The following is a 26724-nucleotide window of genomic DNA, read 5'->3' as shown; positions in this document are numbered from 1 at the left end:
GGAAGAAGCCGCCGGGGTTCCGGGATGAGATTTCGCAATCTGACCGCATGGGTGCTGCCCCTGGTGCTGCTGGCCGCCTGCTGGCTGGCCGCACCCGCCGCCATGGCCCTGACCCTGGCCGAGGCCCTGGACAAGACGCCTGCGGCGACGCTGTTCCAGGGTGCCGACGCCTATGGCCCGCCCGAGGGCGACCCGGCCATCGTGCCGGTGCTGAAGGGCGGCGAAAAACTGGGCTATGCCTATCTCAACAGCGATTTCACCGCCTCGACCGGCTATTCCGGCAAGCCGATCCGCATCGTCGTCGGCATCGACCCGCAGGGCGTCATCCGCGGCATCAACCTGGTCGAGCATCACGAACCCATCGTCCTGATCGGCATCCCCGAGCCCAAGGTTCTGGCGGCACTGAACGGGCTGATCGGCGCCGACCTGGGCCGGGTCGCGGCGGGCGAGGCGAAACCGCCGCAGGCCGAGATCGTGTCCGGCGCCACGGTGACGGTGCTGGTGATGGGCGACAGCGTCGTGCGCTCGGCCGTCAAGCTGATCCGCTCGGGGCGGCTGGACGGCCTCGGCGCCGCTGCGGCCCCGGCCGAGGTCAAGCGCGAACTGGACCCCGCCGTCACCGCGACCGAGGACTGGCAGACGCTGCTGGGCGACGGCTCGGTCCGGTCGATGGTGATGAGCGTGAGCGAGGTCAGCAAGGCTTTCGAGGACGCCGGCCAGCCGCTGGCGGCCGGACGGCCCGAGACCGCGAACCCCGAGGACGATTTCATCACGCTTTACCTCGCCCCGGTCTCGGTCCCCGCCATCGGCCGCAGCCTGCTGGGCGACGTGGCCTATGAGCGGATGGCGGCGAAACTGCAGCCGGGCCAGGCGGCGGTGCTGGTCGCGGGCGACGGCGCCTATTCCTTCAAGGGCTCGGGCTATGTGCGCGGCGGCATCTTCGACCGGATCGAGCTGTTGCAGGACGGCCAGGGCCAGCGCTTCCACGACCGCGACCATACCCGCATCGCCGCGCTGGCCGCCCCCGGCGCGCCGCGGCTGAAAGAGATCGCGCTGTTCGTGGTGCCGCAGGACTTCGCCTTCGACGTGACCCGGCCCTTCGACCTGCAATTGCTGGTCCAGCGCGCGACCACGGGCCGCGACAAGGCCACCCTGCCCTTCGACCTGGCCTATCAGATCCCGGAACGCTACCTGCTGCCCGCCCCGAACCCGCGCCTGCGGCGGCAACGACCCCCGCCCCGACGCAGGTCGGCGAGCCCGTCGAGGACGACGAAGGCCCCGCCCTGTGGAAGACCATGTGGCAGATGAACCAGGTCAACATCGCCATCCTGGGCGTGGCGCTGGCGGTGCTGACAGCGATCTTCTTCTTCCAGGATGTGCTGGTGAAACACCCGCGCACCTTCCTGTGGCTGCGCCGCGCCTATCTGGCCTTCACCCTGGTCTGGCTGGGCTGGCTGGTGAACACGCAGCTGTCGGTCGTGAACGTGCTGACCTTCGCCAATGCGCTGCTCTCGGGCTTTTCCTGGGAATATTTCCTGTCGGCGCCGCTGGTCTTCATCCTGTGGTGCGCCGTCGCCGCCGGGCTGCTGTTCTGGGGCCGCGGCCCGTTCTGCGGCTGGCTGTGTCCCTTTGGCGCGCTGCAGGAACTGTCGAACACCGTCGCCCGCAAGCTGCGCTTTCCGCAGATCACCCTGCCCTGGGGCCTGCACGAACGGATATGGCCGGTCAAATACATGATCTTCCTGGGGCTGTTCGGCCTGTCGCTCTATTCGCTGTCCGACGCCGAGGTCTATGCCGAGGTCGAGCCCTTCAAGACCGCGATCATCCTGAAATTCATGCGCGAATGGGGCTTCGTGCTGTTCGCCCTGGCCTGCCTGCTGCCGGGGCTGTTCATCGAACGCTTCTATTGCCGCTACCTGTGCCCCCTGGGCGCGGCGCTGGCGATCCCGGGGCGGATGCGAATGTTCGAGTGGCTGAAACGCTGGCCGGAATGCGGCAGCCCCTGTCAGCGTTGCGCCAACGACTGCCCGGTCCAGGCCATCCACCCCGAAGGGCAGATCAACGTCAACGAATGCATCTACTGCATGAATTGCCAGGTGCTCTACCACGACGACACCCGCTGCCCGCACATGATCACCCTCAAGGCCCGGCGCGAAAAGATCGCGCGCAGCGGGGCACCGAACCTGGGCGCAGGCGCCCCCGCCCCGGCGAAAAGCGCCGGAAAGGCGCCCCCGGCCTTTCAGGCGCAAAGGGCGGCACGGCCCGCATCCATCCCCGATTCCAAAGGAGCATGACATGACCAAAGACACCGATCACCGGTTGAACCGCCGCCAGTTGCTGGGCAGCGGCATGGCGGTCGCCGCTACGGCCGGCACCGTGGCGCCGCGCGCGCTTCTGGGCGCCGGGGCGGGGCTAGCCGCCGCCGGCATCGCCGGGCAGGCGGCCGCCCAGACCGGCGAGCGTCCCGCCTATGAGGTCGCGCCGGGCGAGCTGGACGAATATTACACCCTCGTCTCGGGCGGCCATTCGGGCGAGGTGCGCATCGTCGGCCTGCCCTCGATGCGCGAGCTGATCCGCGTGCCGATCTTCAACCGCGAAAGCGCCACCGGCTGGGGCCAGACCAACGAGTCGCTGAAGGTGCTGACCGAGGGGCTGACCCCCGAGACCCGCGCGTTCCTCAAGGATAAGGGCGGCATCTATACCAACGGCGACGCCCACCACCCGCATCCCTCGTTCACCGACGGCACCTATGACGGGCGCTATTTTTTCATCAACGACAAGGCCAATACCCGTGTCGCCCGCGTGCGGCTGGACGTGATGCGCTGCGACAAGATCATCGAGCTGCCGAACCAGCATACCGTCCACGGGCTGCGGGTGCAGAAATACCCGCGCACCGGCTATGTCTTCGCCAATGGCGAGGACGGGGTGCCGCTGCCGAACGACGGCTCGGTGCTGGACGATCCCAAGCAGTATTTCTCGATCTTCTCGGCCATCGACGGCGACACGATGCAGGTGGCCTGGCAGATCAAGGTGGACGGCAACCTCGACAACGTCGATGCCGACTACCAGGGCAAATACGCCTTTGCCACCTGCTACAACTCGGAAGGCGGGGTGACGCTGGAAGAGACGATGGAGAAGGACCAGGACTGGCTGACCGTCTTCAACATCCACGCCATCGAGGCCGCCGTGAAGGCCGGCGAGGGCGAGGAGCGCGGCGGCGTGCGGGTGCTGGACGGCACCGGCGACAAGAACAAGCTGGTGCGCTATATCCCGGTCGCGAACGGCCCGCACGGCATCAACACCGCGCCCGACGGCATCCATATCGTGGCGAACGGCAAGCTGTCGCCCACGGTCACGGTCTTCGACGTGCGCAAGTTCGACGATCTCTTCGCCGACAAGATCGGGGGCCGCGACTGCGTGGTGGCCGAGCCGGAGCTGGGCCTGGGGCCGCTGCACACCGCCTATGACGGGCGCGGCAACGCCTATACGACGCTGTTCATCGACAGCCAGATCTGCAAGTGGAACATCGAGGACGCGATCCGCGCCTATAACGGCGAGCAGGTCGATCCCATCCGGCAGAAGCTGGACGTGCATTACCAGCCCGGCCACAACCACACCTCGATGGGCCAGACCAAGGAAGCGGACGGCAAATGGCTGATCTCGCTCAACAAGTTCTCGAAGGACCGCTTCCTGAACGTCGGACCGCTGAAGCCGGAATGCGACCAGCTGATCGACATCTCGGGCGACGAGATGAAGATCGTCCACGACAACCCGACCTTTGCCGAGCCGCATGACGCGACCATCGTCCACGCCTCGAAGATCAACCCGGTCTCGATCTGGGACCGCGCCGATCCGTTCTTCGCCGACGCGGTCGAGCAGGCGAAAAAGGACGATATCGACCTGATGACCGACAGCGAGGTGATCCGCGACGGCAACAAGGTGCGGGTCTACATGACCTCCTCGGCGCCGGCCTTCGGGCTGGAAAGCTTCACCGTCAAGCAGGGCGACGAGGTCACCGTCTATGTCACCAATATCGACGAGGTCGAGGACCTGACCCACGGCTTCAGCATCATCAACTACGGCATCAACATGGAGGTCGCGCCGCAGGCCACCGCCTCCGTCACCTTCAAGGCCGACCGGCCGGGCGTCTATTGGTATTACTGTTCGTGGTTCTGCCATGCCATGCACATGGAGATGAAGGGCCGCATGCTGGTGGAGCCGGCATGAGGCTGCGCCTTGCCCTTGCCCTGCTGCTGACGGCCCCGCCGGTTGCGGCGACGGTCTGGCAGCCGGCGGACGATGCCGCTCTGGCCTCGGCGCTGCAGCGGGCGGGGCGGGCGACGAAATCCTGCTGGGGGCCGGGCGCTGGCGCGGCCCCCTGACCATCGCCGCGCCGCTGGCGCTGCGGGGACAGCCCGGCGCCGTGGTCGATGGCCATGGCGCGGGCCATGTCATCCTGGTCGATGCGCCCGACGCGACGGTGACGGGGCTGACGATCACCGGCTCGGGCAGCGACCTCGACCGGATGGATTCCGGCGTCTTCCTGACCAGGAAGGCGCTGCGGGCGCGGGTCGAGGGCAACGTTCTGACCGACAACCTGCACGGCATCCGCATCCAGGGCGCCCGCGACAGCCTGGTCGCCGGCAACCGCATCACCGGCCGCCTGGGCCGGCAGTCCCAGCTGGGCAACGGCGTCACCGTCTGGAACGCCCCCGGCGCCGTGGTCGAGCGCAACGAGATCACCCAGGGCCGCGACGGCATCTTCGTCTCGGTGTCCAAGCAGAACACCTTTCGCGACAACGACATCCACGGCACCCGCTTCGCCATCCATTACATGAACACCTCGGACAGCCGGATTACCGGCAACCGCTCGCGGGACAACGGCATGGGCTATGCGATCATGTTCTCGGACCGGCTGGAGATCACCGGCAACACCTCCGAGAACGACCGCGACTATGGCTTCCTGTTCAACTCGGCCAACCGCTCGATGATCGAGGGCAACCGCGTCGCAGGCCACCCCGCGCCCGAAAGCCGCTGGCGCGACGCCGGGCAAAGCGCCGAGGCGGGCGTGCCCGTGGCCGAGGCCTCGACCGGGGCGCGGATCGCGCCGGAGAAATGCGTCTTCATCTACAACGCCAACCGCAACAGCTTTGCCGGCAACCGCTTCGAGGGCTGCGCCATCGGCATCCATTTCACCGCCGGGGCCGAAGGCAACCACATGTCCCGCAACGATTTCATCGGCAACCGCGTGCAGGTGAAATACGTGGGCTCGCGCTATCTGGAATGGTCGCAGGACGGCATCGGCAACTACTGGTCCGACAATGCCGGGTTCGACCTGAACGGCGATGGGCTGGCCGACAGCGCCTATCGTCCCAACGATATGGTGGACAAGGTGATGTGGACCGCCCCGCAGGCGCGGATGCTGCTGACCAGCCCGGCGGTGCAGATCCTGCGCTTTGCGCAAAGTCGCTTTCCCGCGCTGCTGCCCGGCGGCGTCACCGACAGCCACCCGCTGATGTTTCCCAATTCCGAAAGGCCCCTGCCATGACCGTCGTGATGGACCGCGTGACCAAGACCTATGCCGGCCGCGACGTGGTCGCCGACCTGTCCTATGCGCTTGAGCCGGGCCAGGTGGTGGCGCTGGTCGGCCACAATGGCGCCGGCAAGACCACGCAGATCAAGATGATGCTGGGCCTGACCCGGCCGACCTCGGGCCAGGTCGAGGTGCTGGGCGCCCGCGCCGGCGACCGCGCCGCCCGGCGCGCGCTTGGCTATCTGCCCGAAAGCGTGCAGTTCCACCTGGGCTTTTCGGGACGCGAGACGCTGGGCTTCTATGCCCGGCTGAAGGGCCTGCCCGCGCGCGGCCATGACGCCCTGTTCGCCCGCGTCGGCCTGTCGGATGCCGCCGACCGGCCGGTGCGGACCTATTCCAAGGGGATGCGTCAGCGGCTGGGGCTGGCGCAGGCGCTCTTGGGCCGGCCGCGGCTTCTGCTGCTGGACGAGCCGACCTCGGGCCTCGACCCCGCCCTGCGGCGCGAGCTTTACGGCATCGTCGCCGAGATGGCCCGGCAGGGCGCGACGGTGCTGCTATCCTCGCACGCGCTGACCGAGCTCGACGGCCATGCCGAGCGGGTGATCGTCGTCAACCGCGGCCGCAAGATCGCCGACGGCACGCTGGACGAGCTGCGCCGGCTGGCCGGCCTGCCCTCGCGCCTGCGCTGCCGGCTGGACGGCGCCCCGCGCCTGATCGAACTGTCCGAAGCCGAAAAGCCCCGCGTGCTGCGCGAGTTGCTGGACGCCGGCGCCAGCGAGATCACGCTGGAGGACCCCAGCCTCGACGACATCTATGCCCATTTCCTGCGCAGCGAGGCCGCCTGATGACCCAGATCCTGACCATCGCCCGCCGCGAACTGGCCGAGGGCATGCGCAACCGCTGGGTCGTGTCGATGACCGCCGTGATGGCGGCGCTGGCGGGCACCATCGCGGCGCTGGGGTCGGCGCCCACCGGCACGACCGCGACCGGGGCGCTGGATGTGGTCGTCGTCGGCCTTGCCAGCCTGACCATCTTTCTGGTGCCGCTGATCGCGCTTCTGCTGTCGCATGACAGCATCACCCGCGAGGCCGAGCGCGGCACGCTGCTTTTGCTGCTCAGCCATCCGCTGTCGCGCTCGCAGGTCGTCGCGGGGAAATTTCTCGGGCAATTGGCGATCCTGGCGCTGGCGACGGTGATCGGCTTCGGCCTAGCCGCGGCCTTCGTGGCCTGGCGCCATGGCGCGGCAGGCTGGCAGGCCTTCGCCATGATGACCGCGATCTCGGTGCTGCTGGGCGCGGTGTTCCTGGCGCTGGGGGTGCTGGCCTCCAGCATGGTGCAGGAAAGCTCGACCGCCGCCGGCATTTCCATCGGGCTGTGGCTGTTCTTCGTCGCGCTTTACGACATGGCGCTGCTGGCGGCGCTGGTCGCGATGGGCGGCCACGCCCTGTCCGGCTGGCTGATGGACGCGGCGCTGCTGGCCAACCCGACCGACGCCTATCGCCTGCTGACGCTGGGCGAGGGCGCCTCGGCCATGTTGTCGGGCATGGGCGGGGTCTATGACAATTCCACGCTGACGCCGGCGCTGCTGGCGGGGATGCTGCTCGTCTGGTGCCTCGTGCCGCTGAGCCTGGCCATGGCACTGTTTTCGCGGAGGAATCTATGAAAGCCCTGCTGATCGCCGCCCTTCTGGCGCTGCCGCTGATGGCCTGCCGCGACGAGACCACGGCCCGGCTGCCGCCCGAGACCATGACCGCCGAGGCCGTCGGCCGCTATTGCGGCATGAACCTGATGGAGCACGAAGGCCCCAAGGGCCAGGTGGTGCTGTCTAAGGAGATGGGCGCCTATTGGTTCTCCTCCGCGCGCGACGCCGTGGCCTTTTCGATGATGCCGGACGAGATCAAGGATCACGGCGGGCTCTATGTCTCGGACATGGCCAAGGCCGAAAGCTGGGCCGATCCCGGCGCCGACAACTGGATCGACGCGAAGGCGGCCTTCTATGTCGTCGGCTCGTCGGTCGAGGCGGCGATGGGCGGGCAGGAGCTGGTGCCCTTCGGCAGCCGCGAGGCCGCCGAGGCCTTCGCCCGGGACAAGGGCGGCACGGTCCAGACCTTCGACGCGCTGACCCCGGCCGAGGTGCTGGGCAATGGCGAAAGCGAGGCCGCCCATGCGCATTGACCGCCGCCGCTTCCTGACCATTTCCGCCGCCGCCATGGGCGCGCCGCTGCTGGCCCATGCGGCGCCCCAGGCCGCCACCTGGCGGGGGCAGGCGCTCGGCACCTCGGTCCAGTTGATCCTGAACCATCCCGACCGCGCCCGCGCCGACGCCCTGCTGCGCGAGACGGCGGCCGAGCTGCGCCGGCTGGAGGCGATCTTTACCCTCTACCGCGCCGATTCGGACCTGTCGCGGCTGAACCGCGACGGCTGGCTGCTGGCCCCGCCGCCGGAATTGGTCGAGGCGCTGGAACTGGCCCGCAAGGCGCATCGCGCCACCGGCGGCCGCTTCGATCCCAGCATCCAGCCGCTGTGGCTGGCCCATGCCGCGGGCGACGCGGCGGCCATCGCCCGCGCGCGCGATCTGGTCGGCTATGACCGCGTCCGCATCAGCCGCGACCGCATCCTGCTGCGCCCCGGCATGGCGCTGACGCTGAACGGCATCGCGCAAGGCGCCATCACCGACCGCATCACCGCGCTTCTGCGCGCCGGCGGCGCCGAGCATACGCTGGTGGACATGGGCGAGATCCGCGCCATCGGCGGCAAGACCGCGCGAGAACCCTGGCGCATCGCGCTGGCCGGCGGCGGCGAGGCGCTGCTGGCGGATCGCGCCCTGGCCACCACCGAGCCCGCGGGCTTCACCTTCGACGCCGCCGGCCGGCTGCCGCATCTGATCGACCCGGCGACCGGGACGGCGCGGGCGGAATGGGCGCGGCTCAGCGTCCTCGCCGAAAGCGCCGGGCTGGCCGATGCGCTTTCCACCGGGTTGTGCCTGGCGCCGGCCGCCGCCATCCGCGCGGCGCTGGCGGCGCTGCCGGGGGTCGAGGTGCGCGCGCTGGACGGCCGCGGCCACGAGACCCGCTTTGCCTGATCCCGCCGCAATATCGCTTTGCTCACGAGGCACGCCATGACCGAGATCGTCACCCTGGATGTCCGTCCCCTGCTGGCGCGGGGGGACGAGCCGCTGGCCGCCATCATGGCCGCCGCCGACGCGCTGACGCCGGGGCAATCCCTGCGCCTGCTGGCGCCTTTTCGCCCGGTGCCGCTGTTTCGGGTGATGGAGCGGCGCGGCTACCAGCATCGCGAGACGCCGCTGGGCGGCAGCGACTGGCAGATCGACTTCAGCCGGGCCGAGCAGGCGCTGAGCCAGGGCAGCACGCTGGAAGCCTTCAGCTGGCCCGAGCCCTCGGCCTTTCTGGACCTGACCGCCCTGCCTTCGGCCGAGGCGGCGGCGCGCCTCGCCACGGCGATGCTGGGGGTCGCGGCCGGAGACGTGGTCTTTGCGCTGCTGGGCGAAGAGCCGGCGGCGCTGCTGCCGGCGTTGGACGCCGCCGGCCACCAATGGGCGGGCAACCACGCCGCCGACGGCAGCGGCTACCGGCTGCTGATCCGGCGGGGAGACGCCTGAAACCGGCGCTTTCCGGCAAGGCGCTTGCCGGCGGGGTCCGCGTCGGGCGTAATCCTTGCAGCAAGAAAGGAAACGCCATGACCAAGACCATCCTGGGACTCAGCGGCAGCCTGCGCCGCGCCTCGTTCAACGCCGGCCTGCTGCGCGCCGCCGCCGAAGTCGTGCCCGAGGGCACCCGGATCCAGATCGGCTCGATCCGCGAGGTGCCGCTTTATGACGGCGACCAGGAGGACGCCTCGGGCCTTCCCGAATCCGTGCGGCAGCTGCAGGCGCAGCTGGCGGCGGCCGACGGGCTGCTGCTGGTCACGCCGGAATACAACAACGGCGTGCCGGGCGTGTTCAAGAACGCCATCGATTGGATGTCGCGCGGCGACGGCCTTGCGATGTTCGTGGGCAAGCCGGTGGCGGTGATCGGCGCCTCGACCGGCGGTTTCGGCACCATCCTGGCGCAAAGCCACTGGCTGCCGGTGCTGCGCACGCTGAAAACGGATTTCTGGGCCGAGACCCGGCTGATGGTGTCGCGCGCCGAAAAGGTCTTCGACGATCAGGGCAACCTGACCGACGACAAGACGCGGGACGCGCTGCGCAACTATCTTGCCGGTTTCGCGGCCAGCCTCTAGGCCCGCGCCGCGAAAGCGGCCTCGCCCTCGGGCCCCTGCGCCGCTATCCTGTCGCCGACAGGGCAAGGGAGAACGACATGGAACACCGCCGCTTGGGCATTCTCGAGGTCTCGGCCATCGGGCTGGGCTGCATGGGGCTGAGCCAGTCCTATGGACATCAGGACGAAGCCGCCTCGGTCGCGACGCTGCATCGGGCGGTGGATCTGGGCGTGACCTTCTTCGACACGGCCGAGGTCTATGGCGTCCATCACAACGAATCGTTGCTGGGCCGGGCGCTGAAACCCCATCGCGACCGGGTGGTGATCGCCACCAAGTTCGGTTTCACCTACGACCGCGACCCGCAGGGCTTTGGCGAGATCACCGGCACCGACGGCAGCCCGGCGAACGCCCGCGCGGTGGCCGAGGCGTCGCTGCGTCGGCTGCAGACCGATATGATCGACCTTTACTACCTGCACCGCGTCGATCCGGCCGTGCCCGTCGAGGAAACCGTCGGCGCCATGGCCGATCTGGTGGCCGAGGGCAAGGTCCGCGCCATCGGCCTGTCCGAGGTCTCGGCCGAGACGCTGCGCCGCGCCCATGCGGTCCACCCGATCACGGCGCTGCAAAGCGAATATTCGCTGTGGACCCGCGATGTCGAGGAAAACGGTGTGCTCGCCGCCTGCCGCGAGCTGGGCGTCGGCTTCGTGCCCTTCAGCCCGCTGGGGCGCGGCTTCCTGACCGGCAAGGTGCAGACCGAGACGCTGGGCCAGGACGATTTCCGCCGCCGCCTGCCCCGCTTCCAGCCCGAACACGCCGAGACCAACCGCAAGCTGGTCGCTGAGGTCGAGGCGGTCGCGCGCGACAAGGGCGTCAGCGCGGCGCAGGTGGCGCTGGCCTGGGTGCTGGCCCAGGGGCCGGACATCGTGCCGATCCCGGGTGCCAAGCGCATCCCGAACCTGGAACAGAACGCCGCCGCCGTCGAAATCGCGCTGACCGAGACCGAGCGCGCCCGGCTGGAACGGGCCTTCGCGCCGGGCAGCGTCTCGGGCGGGCGCTATCCGGCCAGCTTCGCGGCCATGTCGCAAAGCTAGGTTCTTTGGACATTTACCTGATCCATAGGACGATTGCTGCGATGGTGACGACAGCAAGGTAATTTCTGGCGGTTTTCTCGTATCGTGTGGCGACCCTTCGGAATTGCTTGAGCCTTGAGAAGCAACATTCGATCAACTGCCGTTGTGCGTAGAGATGCCGGTCGAGCGGATACTTGCGGGCGCGCGACGGGTTGTTTGGAATAACGGCGACAGCCCCTTTCTGTGCAACCGTCTCGCGCAGGCGGTCGCTGTCATAGGCGGTGTCGGCCATGATAACCTCGGCGGGCAGGTCTGCGATCAGGGCTTCGGCCTGCGGCGCATCTCCTCGCTGCCCGGCGGTCAGGGTGAAGCGGATCGGGCAGCCAAGGCCCCGGACGGCCATGTGGAGCTTGGTGCTCAGGCCGCCACGGGATCGGCCAAGGGCCTGATCTTCAGCCCCTTTTTTGCACCGGAGGCGTGTTGATGGGCGCGGATGATGGTGCTGTCCACGATCAGGTATTCAAAGTCTGCGTCATCCGACATCGCCGCGAATATCCGCCACCAGATCCCTTGCAGCTCCACCGGCTGAAACGGCGGAACATGCTGTTCCACGACCCGAACACGTCGGGCAGGTCGCGCCACGGCGAACCCGTCCTCACGATCCACAGAACCGCCTCGACGAACATGCGATTGTCGCGCCCGCTGATGCCGCGCGTCCGCTCATCCCCGATGATATGCGCCGAAAGCCGGTCCCATTGCCCGTCCGACAGCACAAGCCGATCCAACACTCCCATCGCAAACCTCCATGCAACGGGAAACTTGAATCACCCCTTCAGACAAAAAGAAATCCCAAGAGTCCAAAGAACCTAGCCGGCGGTTGCCGCCCCGGCGCCGATCCGCTAGCCCTTCGGGGCCAAGCTGGGAATGACGCCGATGCCGACCACGACCGAGACCCGCCCGCTGCTGGCCGCCGCCTGGATGATGGGCGCGGTCGCGGCCTTCACGCTGATGGCGGTCGCCGGGCGCATGGTCTCGCACGAGCTCGACACCTTCGAGATCCTGGCTTGGCGCTCGCTGATCGGGGTGGCGATCATCGCGGCGACCCTGACCCTGCGCGGCGGCCGGGGCGCGGTGAACCTGCGCCGCCCGGGCCTGCACCTGACCCGCAACCTGACGCATTTCGTCGCCCAGAACCTGTGGTTCCATGCGCTGTTCACCATCCCGCTGGCACAGGTCTTCGCGCTGGAATTCACCGCGCCGCTGTGGGTGCTGATCCTGGCGCCGCTGCTGCTGGCCGAACGGCTGACGCGGGCGCGGGCGCTTTCGGCGGGGCTGGGGTTTCTCGGCATCCTGCTGATCGTGCAGCCGGGCGCGGCCGGGGTCTCGGCCGGGGTGGCGGCGGCGGCGCTGGCGGCGGTGGGCTTCGCGGTGACCTATATCTGCACCAAGAAGCTGACCGCCGTGGCCGAGGCCAGCTGCATCCTGTGGTGGATGTCGGTGATGCAATCGCTGATGGGGCTGGCCTGCGCCGGGGTGGACGGGCGGGTCGCGCTGCCCTCGGCGGCGGCGGCGCCTTGGGTCGCGGTGTTGGGTGCGACGGGGCTGGGGGCGCATTTCTGCATCGCCAAGGCGCTGCGGCTGGCGCCGGCGACGCTGGTCATGCCCTTCGATTTCCTGCGCCTGCCGGTGATCGCCGTGGTCGGGCTGCTGCTTTACGGCGAGCCGGTGGGCCTGGCGCTGGTGGCCGGCTCGGCGCTGATCCTGGCCGGCAACTACATCAACATCCGCGCCGCCGACCTGCCCGGCCGGGCCCGCCCGGCATGAGCGGCGCGACCCCGGCCACGCAATGGCTGCGCCGCGCGGGCATCGCCTTCCGCGCCGTCGAATACCGCTATGACCCGGGGGCGGAACGCGTGGCCCTGCAGGCCGCGGAGGCCATCGGCCTGCCGCCCGAGCGGCTTTTGAAGACGCTGATGGTCGAGGTGGACGGCCGCCCGGCCTGCTGCGTGGTGCCGGGCGACCGCAACCTGTCGATGAAGCGGGTGGCGGCGGCTTTCGGCGGAAAGGCGGCGGCGATGATGCCGCCCGACAAGGCCGAGCGGCTGACCGGCTATCGCACCGGCGGCATCAGCCCCTTTGGCCAGCGCCGCCCGGCGCCCACGCTGTTCGAGACCGCCGCGCTGGCGATGGGCGAGGTGGCCGTCAACGGCGGCAAGCGCGGGCTGTTGCTGCTCTTGGACCCGCAGGCGGCCCTGGCCGCGCTTGGCGCCGGCGCGGCGGCGCTTTGCGTCGGCTAGCCGCCGCGCCTGCGGCCGGCCAGCCCCACGCCGCGCAGCACCACGACATAGAACACCGCCACCAGGAAGATGCCGATCACCGCCGAGGCCGCGATGCCGCCCAGAACGCCGATGCCGATCGAGCGCTGCGCCGCCGCGCCCGCGCCGCTGGCCACCGCCAGGGGCAGCACGCCCAGCATGAAGGCCAGCGTGGTCATCAGGATCGGCCGCAACCGCATCCGCGACGCCTCGACCGCCGCTTCCAAAAGCGGCTTGCCCTGCTTGTGCAGCTGTTCGGCGAATTCCACGATCAGGATGGCGTTGCGCGCGGCCAGGCCGATGGTCGTCAGCATCCCGACCTTGAAATAGACGTCGTTCGACTGGCCGAAGACCAGAGCCGCCGCCATGGCGCCGACGATGCCGATGGGCACGGTCATCATCACCGAGAGCGGCACCGACCAGCTTTCGTAAAGCGCGGCCAGGGCCAGGAACACCACCAGCGCCGACAGCGCGAACAGCATCGGCGCCTGATTGCCCGACAGCCGCTCCTGATAGGACAGCCCGGTCCAGGCGGTGCCATAGCCGCCGTCCATGCCGGCGACCAACTCCTCCATCACCTCCATGGCCGTGCCCGAGGACACGCCCTGCGCCGCCGCGCCGGTGATCTCCAGCGAGCGGGTGCCGCCATAGCGCGCCAGGCTCTGCGCCTGCTCGGACCACTCCTGGCTGGTGAAGGCGGCAAAGGACACCATGTCGCCGTCCTTGTTCCTGACATACCATTTCTCGATGTCGTCGGGCTGCATCCGCGCCTCGGCGGCACCCTGGACGATGACCGGGCGCAATTCGGTCCCCAGCGCGAAATCGTTGACGTTGGCGCTGGCGAAGATCACCGACAGCGTGGTGTTCAGCTCGGCGATCGACAGCCCATAGGCCGCCGCCTTCTGCTGGTCGATGTCGATGCGGCGCGAGGTCTCGAAGGGCGCGTCGTTGCCTTGCAGGCTGGTGACGCGGCCGTCCTCGGTCGCCTGCCGGACCAGTTCGTCGGCGGCGTTCGCCAGCGCCTCCTGCCCGCGGCCGGACTGGTCGATCAGGTGCATGGTGAAGCCGGCGCTGTTGCCCAGCCCCTGGATCGCCGGCGGCTGCAGGAAGAACACCTGGCCGTTGCGGTTCGCCATGAAGCGCATGTTGCCCCGCGTCGCCATCGAGGCGGCGTCGAAACCTTCGCGCGCAGCGAAATCCTTGAGCTTGATGAAGATCATCGCATTGCGCGCGCCGCTGCCGCCGAAGCCGAAGCCGAGCGCGGCAAAGACGCTTTCGGCGGTCTCGGTCTCTTCGGTCAGCACGAATTGCTCGACCTCCTCGACCAGCGCCCGGGTGCGTTCGGCGGTCGAGCCCTCGGGGGTCTCGACCATGACCATGAGCACGCCCTGGTCCTCTTGCGGCAGGAACGAGCCGGGCAGCTTCTGGTAAAGCATCCAGGCGCCGAGACCGAAGGCGGCCAGCACCGCCAGAAAGATGAACGGCCGCTTGACGAAGGCGCCGACGGTCGAGGCATAGCCGCCCGTGGCCCGGTCCAGCATCCGGTTGAACCAGCGCGCCGGTGCGATGCCCGCGCCATGCCCGCGCGGCCTGAGCAGCGTCGCGCAAAGCGCCGGCGTCAGGATCAGCGCCACCGCCAAGGACAGCACCATGGCCGAGATGATGGTGACCGAGAACTGCCGGTAGATCACCCCGGTCGAGCCCGACATGAAAGCCATGGGCAGGAACACCGCCGACAGCACCAGCACGATGCCGACCAGAGCCGAGGAAATCTCGTCCATGCTCTTCTCGGTCGCCTCGACCGGGCCGAGGCCCTCTTCCTCCATCACCCGCTCGACGTTCTCGACCACGACGATGGCGTCGTCGACCAGAAGGCCGATGGCCAGCACCATGGCGAACATGGTCAGCGTGTTGATCGACATGCCGAAGAAGGCCAGCACGCCGAAGGTGCCCAGAAGCACCACAGGAATCGCCAGCGTCGGGATCAGCGTCGCCCGCCAGCTTTGCAGAAAGACCAGGATGACGATGAAGACCAGAACCACCGCCTCGATCAGCGTGTGATAGACTTGGCTGATCGATTCCTCGACGAAGGGCGAGGTGTCGTAGGGATAGGCGATCTGCACGCCCGCGGGCAGCGCGCCCTGCAGCCCGTCCAGGACCTTGCGCACCGCCTCGGCCGTGTCCACGGCATTGGCCCCGGTGGCAAGGTTCACGCCGAATCCCGCCGCCGGCTTGCCGTTGAAGCGCGACGCACTGCCGTAATCCTCTTGCCCGATCTCGATATTCGCCACGTCGCCCAGGAAAACGGTGGCGCCGTCGCTGTCGGTGCGCAGCAGGATGCTCTCGAACTGGGCCACGGATTTCAACTGCGATTGCGCCGAAAGCTGGACGTTCAGCTGCTGGCCCTTGACCGTCGGCTGGCTGCCGAGACTGCCCACGGTGACGTTGGTGTTCTGTTCGCTGACGGCCGAGACCACATCCGAGGGCGTGACCTGGTATTGCAGCATCCGGTCCGGATCCAGCCAGATCCGCATCGCATAGCCCGAACCAAAGCTCTGCACCGAGCCGACGCCATTGGTGCGCTTGACCGGGTCCTCGATCACCTGCGCCACCAGGTCGCCCAGTTCCAGCGAGGTCATCGCGCCGTCGGTCGAGGTCAGCGCCCCCACCAGAAGGATCGACGAGGTCGACCGGCTGACCGAGACGCCCCTTTGCTGCACCGATTCCGGCAACTGCGGGGTGACCAGCTGCAGCTTGTTCTGCACCTGGACCTGGGCGATGTCCGCATCGACGCTGTCGTCGAAGGTCAGCTGGATCGCGCTCGCCCCCTGCGACGAGGTCGAGGTCATGTAGATCAGCCCGTCGATGCCGGTCATGCCGTCCTCGATCACCGAGGTCACCGAGTTCTCGACGATGTCGGGCGAGGCGCCGGTATAGGTGGCGCTGATCCTGACCGTGGTCGGGGCGATGTCGGGATATTGCGCGATGGGCAGGCTGGAAAGACCGAACACCCCGGCCAGCATGGCGATGATCGCCAGGACCCAGGCGAACACCGGGCGGTGGATGAAGAAACGGGCCATGGCCTACTCCGCCGGCTTTTCGGCGGCGGGGGCGGCGCCTTCGGTCGCGGGCGCATCCGTTGCGCCGGTCGCGGGCAGATCGCGCACGACGCCGTCCTCGTCGATCTCGACCGGCACGGGGCTGACCGCGGCGCCTTCGGACAGGTTGGCGCCGCCGTTGACGATCAGCGATTCGCCCGCCGCCAGCCCGGCGGTGACGATCCAGGCGTTCCCATGCACGCCCTCCTCGGCCAGCACGCGCTTGACCGCCTTGCCGTCGTCCGCCACCCAGGCGGTCAGCCGGCCGTCGCGGCTGCGCGCGGCGGCCATCTGCGGCACCAGCACCGCCTCGATGCGGCCGATCTCGATGGTGCCGCGCACGAACATGCCGGGCAGGATGCGGCGCTCGGGGTTTTCGAAGCGGAAGCGGAAGTCGATGGCCCCGGTCGAGGTCGAGACGGTATATCCCGGCGCCACCATCTGGCCCTTGGCGGCATAGGTGGTGCCGTTTTCCAGCGTCAGCTGGGCATTCAGGCTTTCGCTGCGCCGGATTTCGCCGGACTCGACCCGCTCGCGGATGCGCTGCAGCCGGGCCGAGGGCTCGAACATGTCCACGTCGATGGGATCCAGCTGCGTCACCGTCGCCAGCGCGTCGCTTTGCCCCGCGGTAACCAGATCGCCCGGCGAAACCGCGGCGACCGAGGGCAGACCGTCCAGCGGGCTGGCGATGGTGGTCCAGGACAGCTGCGTCTCGGCCAGTTTCAGCGCCGCATCGGCCGCCTTCTCGGCCGCCTGCGCCTGTTCCATCGCCGCCTGCGCCTCTTCCAGCGACGAGCGGCTGGCCGTGCTGCCCTGCAGCCGCTTGGTGCGCTCATAGGCGGCTTCCGCCTGCGGCACGGCGGCCTTGGCCGAAGCCAGGTTGGCGCGGGCCTGTTCGACCGCGGCCTCGTATGTGGTCGCATCGATGCGGAACATCGGCGTGCCGGCGGTGATCGGCCGGCCGGGGCTGTACAGCACCTCGGTCACGAAGCCGTCGACGCGCGGGCGGATCGCCACCGCGTCGCGCGCCACCGCCCGTCCGGGCAGGGTCGCGATCAGAGGCACGGATTGCGTCGCCACGGTAACCACGCCCACCTGCCGCGGACCGCCGGCCCCCGGCTGCTGCTGCGCCTGCGCGCCGCCGGCCAGAACCAGCGCCGCAAGGCCGAAAAGGGAAAGATGGCGAAGGCTCATGCGTGTCGTCCTTGCTCGATTGCGCTGCGGCGGACCCGGGCGGGCCGGTGCCAAGGTTTGCAGATTTGCCGTGGAAGGCAAGCGGCATCCCTGTCGGTTTCCGTCCTTGGGGGCCCAAGGCCGGCGGTCGGCCGGTTTTCCTCCCGACCGGAATCGGGGGGCGGAACAGCCGATATTTCGGCCCTGCGGCGCGTCGTCCGTCCGGCCGCTGCGCGGTTGGCCGGAACGCCGGGCAGCCCCGTCCTGCCCGCGGGCGTGCGGCGATCTTGGAGCGGGGCCGTTTCTGTCGTCGAGACGAAGATAGGGCGGCGCGGGCCTGGGGCCCGGCGGGCTTGGGCCGAGGCTGCGTGGAGGCCCCCTTCGTATGCCAGGCTTCCAGGAGAGCGGAAGTCCAGCATGGCGGGTTTCGCCGAGGGCATGCAGCGCAGCCAGGCAGTGCTTTCTTCGGATCGGCCGGAAGGCTGGGGCGGCAAGGGTGATCCTGTTCGTGTCGTCGATTTGTTGGTCGACACGAGTGTCGTGGACACGACGCCTAAACCGCCTGGGCCGGGCTCGCTTTTGCTCGGTCGCGCCAGCCGCTGCGGCGCCGGCCTGACCCATGGCGCAGTCGAGGCAATCAGCGGCGCCCGCCTGCGCCTGGCCCGCACCGCGGCAGATCGGACCATGCGCGCGGCCAGCGGCTGCGGCGCCACAGGCGCAGCATCGGGTTCGGGGGCTTCGGACTGAAGGACGCGATGGAGACCGGGAAACAATCGCGCCATAAGGGGTCTTGCACGGGGGGATGACCAGTAAGGTCCCGAGCGCCGCCAGAGGCGCCAAGCGCGAAGCCGGCGGCATCCGCTCGCCTTCCCGACCGTTGCGGCGCATTGCGGCCCGGCCGGCGCTATCGCCGCAAGGACCGGAACCGTTACGGTCGCCTTCTGTGTCCGGAAGGGGGCGCGGCGCGGCAGGGTTGCGGCCACCACGGCCTTGATCGGGAATCGCTGCATCGGACGGGCCTTGCTTCGGGATGCGAAGCCGGCACGCTAGCCGCCGACGATGTCCCGCTCAGGTCCGCATGGTAAGGAAATCTTGCCCACAGGCACGAATTTGCAACCGGATGTTGCCGCGCGGTCGGGCAGCAATCTTTCGTTACGCCCGATAGCGGGCGCCGGGTGCGGGGGCGATCAGGCCCAAGCGGCCTTTCCCGAGGCGCCCTCGGGCCGGAAGCCGGCGGATTTGGCGGCAGCGATGAAGGACCGGCGGGCTTGGCCGACCGGAACCATGCAGTTCATGGCGGCCTCGACCTCGTTCAGGGCGCGGCCCCGGGCGCCGTCCGAGACCGGCCATTTGCGGCGCAGCCAGTAACGGGCCTTCTCGATGGTGCCGAATCTTTGCACCTCGCCCCCCGGCGAGACGACGAAGGACAGGGGCTCGCCCCAGTGAATCTCGATCATGTCATGTTCCTTGATGAAAATTGCCCGGCTGCGGCGCAAGGCCGGCCGACGGCGCAAAATAAAGAAAGGCGGGGCCGACATTGCGCCGGCCCCGCCTGATGCAATCTGCGCGATGCTCTTAGGCGAGCACGAGGTTGGTCGCCGATTCACGACCGTTGCGGTCGCGCTCGATGTCGAAGCTGACGGCCTGGCCGTCATTCAGGCCGCGCAGGCCCGCACGCTCCAGCGCGGTGATGTGGACGAAAACGTCCTTCGAGCCGCCTTCCGGAGCGATGAAGCCGAAGCCTTTGGTGGTGTTGAACCATTTCACGGTGCCGTTGGCCATCGTGTCATTCCTTCTGATAGATGCCGCTCACACAACGCAGCGGCCCGGCAAAGCTGAAGATCGAAAGCTGAGCCGAAAAGGAATCAGGTCCGAAAATAGGTATGCCGACCCTACATAGCGCATCCAGACCGGGTTTTCGAGGGGTCGGCGAAAATTATCCGCAGCCCGCCGGTCCCTGCCCCACGACGCCGGGGATCCGGGTGGCCTGCGCGCCGGGGCGTCACGGCCGCGTCTCGAAATCGAAGATCGCCAGGCTGCGCTCGCGCTCGTTGACCTTCAGGCGGCGGTTGATCGGGGCATGGGCGCGGGCCGAGCAGTCGGGCCGCTCGCAGAGATAGCAGTTCAGCCCGATGTCCACCGGCCGGGTCCGGTCCAGATCGATGCCGTCGGCATAGACCAGCCGCGGCGCATAGGCCACGTCGCAGCCCAGCCCGATCGCCAGGCGCTGCGCCGGCTGGCCATAGGTGCCGCCCGCGCGCGTCACCGTGCGGGCGATTGAGAAATAGCTGGCGCCCTCGGGCATGCGGATCACCTGCGCCGAGACCCGCTCGGGCGTCTCGAAGGCGGCATGGATGTTCCACAGGGGACAGGTGCCGCCGAAGCGCGAGAAGGGAAAGCGCCCGGCGCTGAAGCGTTTCGAGATATTGCCGGCGCGGTCCACCCGCACGAAGAAGAAGGGAATACCCCGCGCCTCGGGGCGTTGCAGCGTGGACATGCGATGCGCGCATTGCTCGAAACTCGCGCCGAAGCGGTGGCCCAGCAGCTCGACGTCGTAGCGCGCCGATTCGCAGGCGGCCAGGAAGCGGCCATAGGGCATCATCAGCGCGGCTGCGAAGTAATTCGCCAGGCTGACCCGCATCAGCGCCGAGGCGGCGGCGTCGGCCAGCCCGGCCTCGTCCACCAGACGCGCGATCAGCGGCTCCTGCTCCAGCCGCGCCAGCAGCACCCCGATCTGGAAGCGGCGGCTGGATTGCGCCAGCAGTTCCGACAGCAACAGTTCGCGCCGGTGCAGGTCGAAGCGGCGCAGCCGCTCGCCCATCAACGGCGCCGGCAGGATGCGCACCGCGATGCAATGCGCCGCCAGCCGGGCGGTCAGCGCCATATGCGGCTCGTTCCGGTGCAGGGCCAGTTCCTCGGCCAGCGCCTCGGCGGCGCGGTCCAGCGCATCGACATGGTTGCGGCGGGCGTAGAACCAGCCGCGCACCGCATCGACCGGGCGCGAGGTCTCGGCCAGGGCCTCGACCTTGTCGCGGTCGGTCATCGGATTGTCGTCGGCCAGAGGTCGCAGCAGCGCCTCGCGGTGATTGTCGTGCAGCCGCAGAAACGCTTGGGCGATGCGGGGCGAGGCTTGCAGCACCGCCTCGATCTCGGCACGGGGCACGGCGCCGGCGCCAAGCGCGGGGTCCTTGAGCGCGCCGGCGAAATCCGCCGCCAGCTGCGAATCGGTGGCGGGCGACAATTCGGCAATGTTCAGGTCATAGACCTCGGCCAGCTTCATCAGGAAACGCGCCGAGGCCGGGCGCTGGTCGGCCTCGATCAGCGTGACATAGCTGGCCGAAACCCCCAGCTCGGCCGCCATCTGCGCCTGGGTCAGCCCCAGCGACTGCCGCAACACCCGCAGCCTTTGGCCGATGATCAGCTTTTCGCCTCGTGCCATGTGACAAACCTTACAAATTTTGCGGGTGCGCGGTGACAATACTGACCATCGCACCCAATGCCTTCAAGATCATAATGCATGCGCAGCATGACATTACTACTGTGACATTACACGGAATCACAGGAGACCGCCATGCCGCTCGACCGCAATGCAGCAACGCTTCCGCCCGTCGTCCTGCGCGCCGTCGCAGGCGGCGACCATGTGCTGACCCCCGAGGCGCTGGCCTTTGTCGCCCAGTTGCAGGCCCGCTTCGGGCTGCGGCTGCACGCGCTCATGGTCGCCCGCGCCCGCCGCCAGGAACGCATCGACCGCGGCGAGCTGCCCGACTACCTGCCCCACACCCGCGAGATCCGGCACGGCATCTGGCGGGCCGCGCCGATCCCTGCGGCGCTGGCCGACCGCCGGGTCGAGATCATCGGCCCCCCGGACCGCCGGACGATGATCGCCGGGCTGAACTCGGGCGCGCGCGTGTTCCTGGCCGATTTCGAGGACGGCACCGCGCCCGGCTTCGCCAGGATCGTCGCCGGCCAGGCCAACCTGATCGAGCACCGCGACGGCACGCTGGAGCATGACGACCCCGCCACCGGCAAGCGCCTGCGCCCGGACCCGGATCCGGCGCTGCTGATCATCCGGCCGCGCGGCCTGCACCTGTCCGAGGCAAATGTCCTGATCGGCGGGCAGCCGGTCTCGGCGGCGCTGTTCGATTTCGGCCTGTCGCTGTTTCACTGCGGCCGCGCGCTGGCGGCCACCGGCCGCGGGCCGTTCTACTGCCTGCCCAAGCTGGAATCCCACGGCGAGGCGCGGTTCTGGAACGACGTCTTCCTGTTCGCGCAGGAACGCTCGGGTCTGGCCGAGGGCACGATCAAGGCCACGGTGCTGATCGAGACCCTGCCCGCCGCCTTCGAGATGGACGAGATCGTCTGGGAATTGCGCGACCATATTGCCGGGCTGGCCTGCGGCCGCTGGGACTATGTCTTCAGCTACATCAAGACCCTGCGCAACCACCCCGCCTATGTGCTGCCCGAATGCACCCAGCTGGCGATGGAGGACGCCTTCCTGGCCGCCTATGCCGCGCGGCTGGTCAAGGTCTGCCACCGCCGCGGCATCCACGCCCTGGGCGGGATGTCGGCAGCGATCCCGACCCCGGGCGATGCGGGTGCGAACGAAGCGGCCTTCGCTCAGGTCCGCGCCGACAAGACGCACGAGGTCGGCATGGGCTTCGATGGCGCCTGGGTCGCCCATCCCGACCTGGTTCCGGTCGCGCGCGCGGTCTTCGACGCCGGCATGCACGGGCCGAACCAGATCGCCCGGCCGCGGCAGGAATGGCGGGTCGAGCCGGCGATGCTGCTGAAACCGCATCAGGGCACCATCACCCAGGCCGGCGTGCGGCTGAACATCGAAACCGCCATCGAATATCTGGCGAACTGGCTGCAAGGCCGCGGCACGGTGTCGATCCGCGGCAGGATCGAGGATGCCGCCACGGCCGAGATCAGCCGCGCCCAGCTGTGGCAGTGGATCCGCCACGGCGCCGAGGTCGAGACCGGCCAGGGCCCGCGCCCGCTGACCGCCGACTGGCTGGGCGAACTGGTCCAGGCCGAGATCGTCGCGGTGCTGGAACGGCTGGGACCCGCCGGCTTCCACCGCGGGCATTACGCCAGCGCGGCGCGGATCGTGCAGGAGGCGGCCACCGCCGCGACCCTGCCCGATTTCATCATCCCCGCCGCCTATGACGTGCTGAACGCGCTGGACTGAGGCCCCGCATGGACAGCATCCGCATCTATTCCCCGTTTGGCGGGCCGTTCCTTCAGCGCCCCCTCCCTGAGGCACGGCCCGTCAAAACCCAATCCGACCCTGTTGAAAGAAGGAAGAACCATGACCAGCCGAAAGACTTTCTCGGAGATCCATGCCGAGCTCATGTCCCGCTACCCCTCCGGTCGCACGCCGGGTGGCGTCTCGGTGGATGACATGGTGCAGCTGCGGCTGCAGAACACCTATGACACGCATCTGGACATCGCCCGGGACATGGCCACGGTCATGCGCGCCGACATGGCGGCCTATGACGCCGACAGCAGCAAGTTCACCCAGTCGCTGGGCTGCTGGTCGGGCTTCCATGCCCAGCAGATGATCAAGGCGGTGAAACGCATGCGCGGCACCGCGAAGGGCACCTATGTCTATCTTTCCGGCTGGATGGTCGCGGGGCTGCGCAACCGCTGGGGCCACCTGCCCGACCAGTCGATGCATGAAAAGACCGCCGTCGCCGATCTCATCAACGAGATCTACGTCTCGCTGCGCCAGGCCGACGAGGTCGCGATCAACGACCTGTTCAAGGCGCTGAAAGCCGCCACCAACGACGTCGAGCGCGCCGAGGCGATCGCGGCGATCGACGGCTTCGAGACCCATGTCGTGCCGATCATCGCCGACATCGACGCCGGCTTCGGCAACGAACACGCGACCTATCTGCTGGCAAAGGAGCTGATCAAGGCCGGCGCCTGCGCGCTGCAGATCGAGAACCAGGTCTCGGACGCCAAGCAATGCGGCCACCAGGACGGCAAGGTCACCGTCCCGCGCGAGGATTTCATCGAGAAGCTGCGCGCCTGCCGCCTGGCCTTCGAGGAGCTGGGGGTGGACGACGGCGTCATCGTCGCCCGCACCGACAGCCTGGGTGCCGGCCTGACCCAGAAGGTGCCGGTCAGCCAGCGGCCGGGCGATCTGGCCTCGGACTATATCAAATGGCTGAAAACCGAGCCGATCACCGAGGCGAACCCGATCCGCGAAGGCGAGCTGGCGCTGTTCAAGGACGGGCAGTTCGTGAAGCCGGCCCGTCTTCCGAACGGGCTGTTCCCCTTCCAGGAAAACACCGGCCGCCAGCGCGTGATCGAGGATTGCATCGCCAGCCTGAACGAGGGCGGCGCCGACCTGCTGTGGATCGAGACCGACACCCCGAACGTGGACGAGATCGCCGGCATGGTCGCCGAGACCCGCAAGGCGGCGCCGGGGGCGAAGCTGACCTACAACAACTCGCCCAGCTTCAACTGGACGCTGAACCTGCGCAAGCAGGTGCGCACGCAATGGCTGGCCGAAGGCAAGATCAACAAGGCCGACTATCCCGAGGGCAACGAGCTGATGCGCGCGGAATACGACGACAGCGCGCTCGGGCTCGAAGCGGATGCGCGGCTGCAGCGCTTCCAGGCCGACATCTCGGCCCGGGCCGGGGTGTTCCACAACCTGATCACGCTGCCGACCTTCCACCTGACCGCCAAGTCGATGGACGAACTCAGCCGCGGCTATTTCGGCGAACAGAAGATGCTGGCCTATGTCGCGACCGTGCAGCGCGAGGAAATCCGCCGCGGCATCAGCGCGGTCAAGCACCAGCACGAGGTCGGATCGGACCTGGGCGACACCTTCAAGGAGATGGTCGCCGGCGAACGCGCGCTGAAGGCCGGCGGACATGCCAACACCATGAACCAGTTCGCCGCCGAATAGGGGGCGACAGGAAAGAGGGCCGGCTTTCCTTCGCGGGATTCGGCCAGTCTGGCCCTCTGTGCGCCGTCCCCTCGGGGGCGGCGCATCTTTGTCCGGGCGCCTTGTCCGGTCGCGGGGCGTGCGTCAGGGCTCGATCAGCAGCGACCAGCGGCGGCCGTCATGGGTCAGCCGGGTCCGCGACAGCGGCCGGACCCCGATGCGGCCGGCCGCTTCCAGCGGCGCGCCCAGCACATGGACCATCGCCGCCTGGATCGGACCCGGGTGGGTCACCGCCACCAGGCTGCCGCCCTGCCCCGCCTGCCGTTCCAGCCAGGCGGCGACCCGCGCCACCATCTGGGCCAGGCTTTCGCCGCCATGCGGCGCGGATCGCGGGTCCGCGCGCCACAGCGCCAGGCCGGCGGGGTCCTCGGCCAGCAGCGCCTCGGGCGCGCGTCCGGCCCAGCGTCCGAAATCGGCTTCCGCCAGGGCCGGGTCCGGCCGGGCGTCCAGGCCCAACGCCGCCGCCGTCTGCCGCGCGCGCAGCAGCGGCGAGGTCACGCCGTCAGAACCGACCGCAAGCCGGCCGACCCGGGCCAGGGCGGCGGCGGGGGCGGGGTCGTCCCCGGGAAAGACCGGCCGTTCGGGGGCCAGCGAGCAGATCAGCAGGATGCGGTTTGCCATGCGGCAAAATCGGCCAAACGTCCTGAAACCGCAAGTTTGCTTTGACATTCGTTCGCCGCGGGCGCAGCGTCCCGGACATTGTTCCGCAGAAGGAAGCCGGTGGAATTCCGGCACGGTCGCGCCACTGTAACCGCCCGCAGCAAGGGCGGAAGTCAGACCCGGAGGCGGAGCATGTGACACCCCAGATGGACGCGTATCCGAAGGAGATTTCCGATGGCCTATACCCACGCCGCCCCCGACAGTCGCAGCGCCCCGATTCCCTTGGGCGAATGGGCGCCCTGGGCGATCTTTGCCGGCCTGGTCATGCTGCTGGCGCTGTATTTCGTCAGCACCGAGCAAGGCGCGGTCGCGCTGTTCGACGGCACCAACGTGCATGAATTCGTGCATGACGCCCGGCACCTGCTCGGCTTCCCCTGCCACTGAGGAAGCGGACATGACAGGACGTTACTTGCTGCTCGGCATGATCGCCGGGCTGATCGCGGGTGTGCTGGCCTTCGGCGTCGGCAAGGTCTGGGGCGAGCCGCCGGTGGCCGCCGCCATCGCCATCGAGGAGGCGGGCTCGGAAGCCGAGGCCCCCGCCGGGCACGACGCGGAACACAGCCATGACGCCGCCGCGGGCACGGTGACCGCGGACAGCGCCGCCGAGGCCGAGCCGGCCGGGCATTCGCATTCGCATGGCGACGAGGAAGGCTTCAGCCGCGAGACCCAGGCCGGGCTGGGCCTCTTGACCGGCATGGCGGTCTTCGGCGCCGGGCTGGGCGGGCTGTTCGCGCTGGCCTTCGCCTTTGTCCAGGGGCGCTTTTCGCATCTGAGCGCGGCGGGCACGGCGGCGGTCATGGCGGCGCTTGGCTATGTCGCGGTGGTGCTGGTGCCCTTCCTGAAATACCCGGCCAACCCGCCGGCCGTCGGCCATGGCGAGACCATCGGCCTGCGCACGCAGGTCTTCTTTGCCATGATGGTGCTGTCGCTGGTGGCGCTGGCGGTTTCGGTCGCGGTCGCCCGCAGCGGCAGCGACCGCTGGCGCTGGGGCATCCTGGGCGGGGTGGTCTATCTGGCGCTGGTCACGATCGCGGGCCATGTGTTGCCGGCGATCAACGAGGTTCCGGCGACCTTCCCCGGCGATCTGCTGTGGCAATTCCGCACCGTGTCCCTGGTGGTCGAGGCCGTGCTCTGGGCCGGGATCGGCCTGATCTTCGGCCAGCTGGTGCAGCGGACGCTGGCCCGCGATCCGGGCTTGCGGCAGCGGCTGGCCTGATCCCGCAGACGGAAAGGCCCGAGGCGCCGGTTCGCCGGCGCCTTTCGCATGGGCGCTGGCAAGATCGGCGGCAGCCTCCAGCCTTGGCCGCTCCCGAGGATCTTCTTCGGCCATCGCATCGGCATCCCGGCGGCGAAGTCGCTGACCTGGCAGGCACGGCCCCGGCGGAATCCGCATTGCGCCCCGCCGCGCCGGCGTCAAACGCGGGGCCCGGGTGCGACGTTTGCGCGACGCCGATGCCTATTGACAGCTCACGCTTCCGTGCGCCAATTCGATCCTGCTTCGGTTCCCGCCGATTCCGGCGGGTGAAAAGGGAATCCGGTGCGCCCCTTTGGGGCCAATCCGGAGCTGCCCCCGCAACTGTAAGCGGTGAGCGACGGTCAAGGATGCCACTGGGGCGCAAACCCCGGGAAGGCAGACCCGAGCGATGATCCGCCAGCCAGGAGACCTGCCGCGGCGTTCACCCATTTCCGGCGCGGG

Annotated in this window: 22 protein-coding genes, 2 pseudogenes and 1 riboswitch; of the genes and pseudogenes, 17 read left to right on the top strand and 7 right to left on the bottom strand. The window is 68.8% G+C overall.

Annotation, left to right across the window (positions count from 1 at the left end; all coding sequences use genetic code 11):
• The first annotated feature begins 24 nt into the window (after positions 1-24).
• The 10 genes and pseudogenes from JCM7685_RS15590 (at position 25) to JCM7685_RS15545 (ending at position 10842) form a co-directional block, all read left to right on the top strand.
• Positions 25-2294 (top strand): annotated as a pseudogene (locus tag JCM7685_RS15590) (4Fe-4S binding protein).
• 1 nt (position 2295) lies between these two features.
• On the top strand, positions 2296-4227 hold the full coding sequence (nosZ, locus tag JCM7685_RS15585) for a TAT-dependent nitrous-oxide reductase (protein WP_074967511.1): 1932 nt from the start codon (positions 2296-2298) through the stop codon (positions 4225-4227).
• 55 nt (positions 4228-4282) lie between these two features.
• The gene (locus tag JCM7685_RS15580; protein WP_100526132.1) at positions 4283-5548 is read left to right on the top strand and encodes a nitrous oxide reductase family maturation protein NosD; all 1266 of its coding nucleotides are present in this window, start codon (positions 4283-4285) and stop codon (positions 5546-5548) included.
• Complete coding sequence (locus tag JCM7685_RS15575; RefSeq protein ID WP_074967515.1) at positions 5545-6378, top strand: ABC transporter ATP-binding protein; 834 nt, start codon at positions 5545-5547, stop codon at positions 6376-6378. The genes JCM7685_RS15580 and JCM7685_RS15575 overlap by 4 nt, the downstream gene beginning before the upstream one ends.
• Complete coding sequence (locus JCM7685_RS15570; RefSeq protein WP_074967517.1) at positions 6378-7196, top strand: ABC transporter permease subunit; 819 nt, start codon at positions 6378-6380, stop codon at positions 7194-7196. The genes JCM7685_RS15575 and JCM7685_RS15570 overlap by 1 nt, the downstream gene beginning before the upstream one ends.
• Positions 7193-7708 carry a nitrous oxide reductase accessory protein NosL gene (locus JCM7685_RS15565; protein ID WP_074967519.1) on the top strand — a complete coding sequence of 172 codons (516 nt, stop codon included), beginning with the start codon at positions 7193-7195 and terminating at the stop codon, positions 7706-7708. Before JCM7685_RS15570 ends, JCM7685_RS15565 begins: the two co-directional genes overlap by 4 nt.
• Positions 7698-8615: an FAD:protein FMN transferase gene (locus tag JCM7685_RS15560; protein WP_074967521.1), complete on the top strand. Its 918-nt coding sequence runs from the start codon at positions 7698-7700 to the stop codon at positions 8613-8615. The genes JCM7685_RS15565 and JCM7685_RS15560 overlap by 11 nt, the downstream gene beginning before the upstream one ends.
• Positions 8616-8651: 36 nt before the next feature.
• Positions 8652-9152 carry a DUF2249 domain-containing protein gene (locus tag JCM7685_RS15555; RefSeq protein ID WP_074967523.1) on the top strand — a complete coding sequence of 167 codons (501 nt, stop codon included), beginning with the start codon at positions 8652-8654 and terminating at the stop codon, positions 9150-9152.
• Positions 9153-9229: 77 nt separating this feature from the next.
• Positions 9230-9772: an NADPH-dependent FMN reductase gene (locus JCM7685_RS15550; RefSeq protein ID WP_074967525.1), complete on the top strand. Its 543-nt coding sequence runs from the start codon at positions 9230-9232 to the stop codon at positions 9770-9772.
• Between the two features lie 77 nt (positions 9773-9849).
• Positions 9850-10842, top strand: coding sequence for an aldo/keto reductase (locus JCM7685_RS15545; protein ID WP_074967527.1), 993 nt, complete (start codon positions 9850-9852; stop codon positions 10840-10842).
• Between the two features lie 13 nt (positions 10843-10855).
• Here JCM7685_RS15545 and JCM7685_RS15540 read toward each other — a convergent pair.
• Positions 10856-11615, bottom strand: a pseudogene (locus JCM7685_RS15540) (IS5 family transposase).
• A 139-nt stretch (positions 11616-11754) separates the two neighbouring features.
• On the opposite strand from JCM7685_RS15540, the gene JCM7685_RS15535 reads away from it, so the two are divergent.
• Both JCM7685_RS15535 and JCM7685_RS15530 read left to right on the top strand, forming a co-directional pair.
• The gene (locus JCM7685_RS15535; RefSeq protein WP_074969701.1) at positions 11755-12645 is read left to right on the top strand and encodes a DMT family transporter; all 891 of its coding nucleotides are present in this window, start codon (positions 11755-11757) and stop codon (positions 12643-12645) included.
• On the top strand, positions 12642-13118 hold the full coding sequence (locus JCM7685_RS15530) for a YbaK/EbsC family protein (protein WP_074969699.1): 477 nt from the start codon (positions 12642-12644) through the stop codon (positions 13116-13118). The genes JCM7685_RS15535 and JCM7685_RS15530 overlap by 4 nt, the downstream gene beginning before the upstream one ends.
• Here JCM7685_RS15530 and JCM7685_RS15525 read toward each other — a convergent pair.
• Both JCM7685_RS15525 and JCM7685_RS15520 read right to left on the bottom strand, forming a co-directional pair.
• Positions 13115-16216 carry an efflux RND transporter permease subunit gene (locus tag JCM7685_RS15525; RefSeq protein ID WP_074969697.1) on the bottom strand — a complete coding sequence of 1034 codons (3102 nt, stop codon included), beginning with the start codon at positions 16214-16216 and terminating at the stop codon, positions 13115-13117. The genes JCM7685_RS15530 and JCM7685_RS15525 overlap by 4 nt on opposite strands.
• A 3-nt stretch (positions 16217-16219) precedes the next feature.
• Positions 16220-17428 (bottom strand): efflux RND transporter periplasmic adaptor subunit, encoded by a 1209-nt coding sequence (locus JCM7685_RS15520; RefSeq protein WP_074969695.1) that lies wholly within the window; start codon positions 17426-17428, stop codon positions 16220-16222.
• A gap of 396 nt (positions 17429-17824) precedes the next feature.
• Between JCM7685_RS15520 and JCM7685_RS19675 the strand changes: the two genes are divergently transcribed.
• On the top strand, positions 17825-18154 hold the full coding sequence (locus JCM7685_RS19675; RefSeq protein WP_139218116.1) for a hypothetical protein: 330 nt from the start codon (positions 17825-17827) through the stop codon (positions 18152-18154).
• A 440-nt stretch (positions 18155-18594) separates the two neighbouring features.
• On the opposite strand, the gene JCM7685_RS15515 is transcribed toward JCM7685_RS19675, so the two are convergent.
• From JCM7685_RS15515 to JCM7685_RS15505, 3 genes are all read right to left on the bottom strand, one after another.
• Positions 18595-18864 carry a DUF982 domain-containing protein gene (locus JCM7685_RS15515; RefSeq protein ID WP_100526143.1) on the bottom strand — a complete coding sequence of 90 codons (270 nt, stop codon included), beginning with the start codon at positions 18862-18864 and terminating at the stop codon, positions 18595-18597.
• A 118-nt stretch (positions 18865-18982) separates the two neighbouring features.
• Positions 18983-19189, bottom strand: a complete 207-nt coding sequence (locus JCM7685_RS15510) for a cold-shock protein (protein WP_074969693.1) — start codon at positions 19187-19189, stop codon at positions 18983-18985.
• A 220-nt stretch (positions 19190-19409) separates the two neighbouring features.
• On the bottom strand, positions 19410-20846 hold the full coding sequence (locus JCM7685_RS15505; protein WP_074969691.1) for a helix-turn-helix domain-containing protein: 1437 nt from the start codon (positions 20844-20846) through the stop codon (positions 19410-19412).
• Positions 20847-20978: 132 nt separating this feature from the next.
• On the opposite strand from JCM7685_RS15505, the gene aceB reads away from it, so the two are divergent.
• Positions 20979-22598 (top strand): malate synthase A, encoded by a 1620-nt coding sequence (gene aceB, locus JCM7685_RS15500; RefSeq protein WP_074969689.1) that lies wholly within the window; start codon positions 20979-20981, stop codon positions 22596-22598.
• Positions 22599-22718: 120 nt separating this feature from the next.
• Positions 22719-24329 (top strand): isocitrate lyase, encoded by a 1611-nt coding sequence (locus JCM7685_RS15495; RefSeq protein ID WP_074969687.1) that lies wholly within the window; start codon positions 22719-22721, stop codon positions 24327-24329.
• Positions 24330-24452: 123 nt separating this feature from the next.
• Here the strand turns inward: JCM7685_RS15495 and JCM7685_RS15490 are convergent, their stop codons facing one another.
• Positions 24453-24989 (bottom strand): histidine phosphatase family protein, encoded by a 537-nt coding sequence (locus tag JCM7685_RS15490; protein WP_074969685.1) that lies wholly within the window; start codon positions 24987-24989, stop codon positions 24453-24455.
• Between the two features lie 213 nt (positions 24990-25202).
• Here JCM7685_RS15490 and JCM7685_RS15485 point away from each other — a divergent pair, with 213 nt between their 5' ends.
• Positions 25203-25412 carry a CbtB domain-containing protein gene (locus tag JCM7685_RS15485; protein ID WP_074969683.1) on the top strand — a complete coding sequence of 70 codons (210 nt, stop codon included), beginning with the start codon at positions 25203-25205 and terminating at the stop codon, positions 25410-25412.
• Between the two features lie 10 nt (positions 25413-25422).
• Positions 25423-26244: a CbtA family protein gene (locus tag JCM7685_RS15480; RefSeq protein WP_074969681.1), complete on the top strand. Its 822-nt coding sequence runs from the start codon at positions 25423-25425 to the stop codon at positions 26242-26244.
• Positions 26245-26510: 266 nt separating this feature from the next.
• Positions 26511-26714: riboswitch (cobalamin riboswitch) on the top strand.
• Positions 26715-26724 lie beyond the last annotated feature (10 nt).

This window comes from Paracoccus aminovorans (genome assembly GCF_900005615.1).
In the GTDB taxonomy this organism is placed as follows: Bacteria; Pseudomonadota; Alphaproteobacteria; order Rhodobacterales; family Rhodobacteraceae; genus Paracoccus; species Paracoccus aminovorans.
This window is presented reverse-complemented; position numbering and strand designations above follow the sequence as displayed.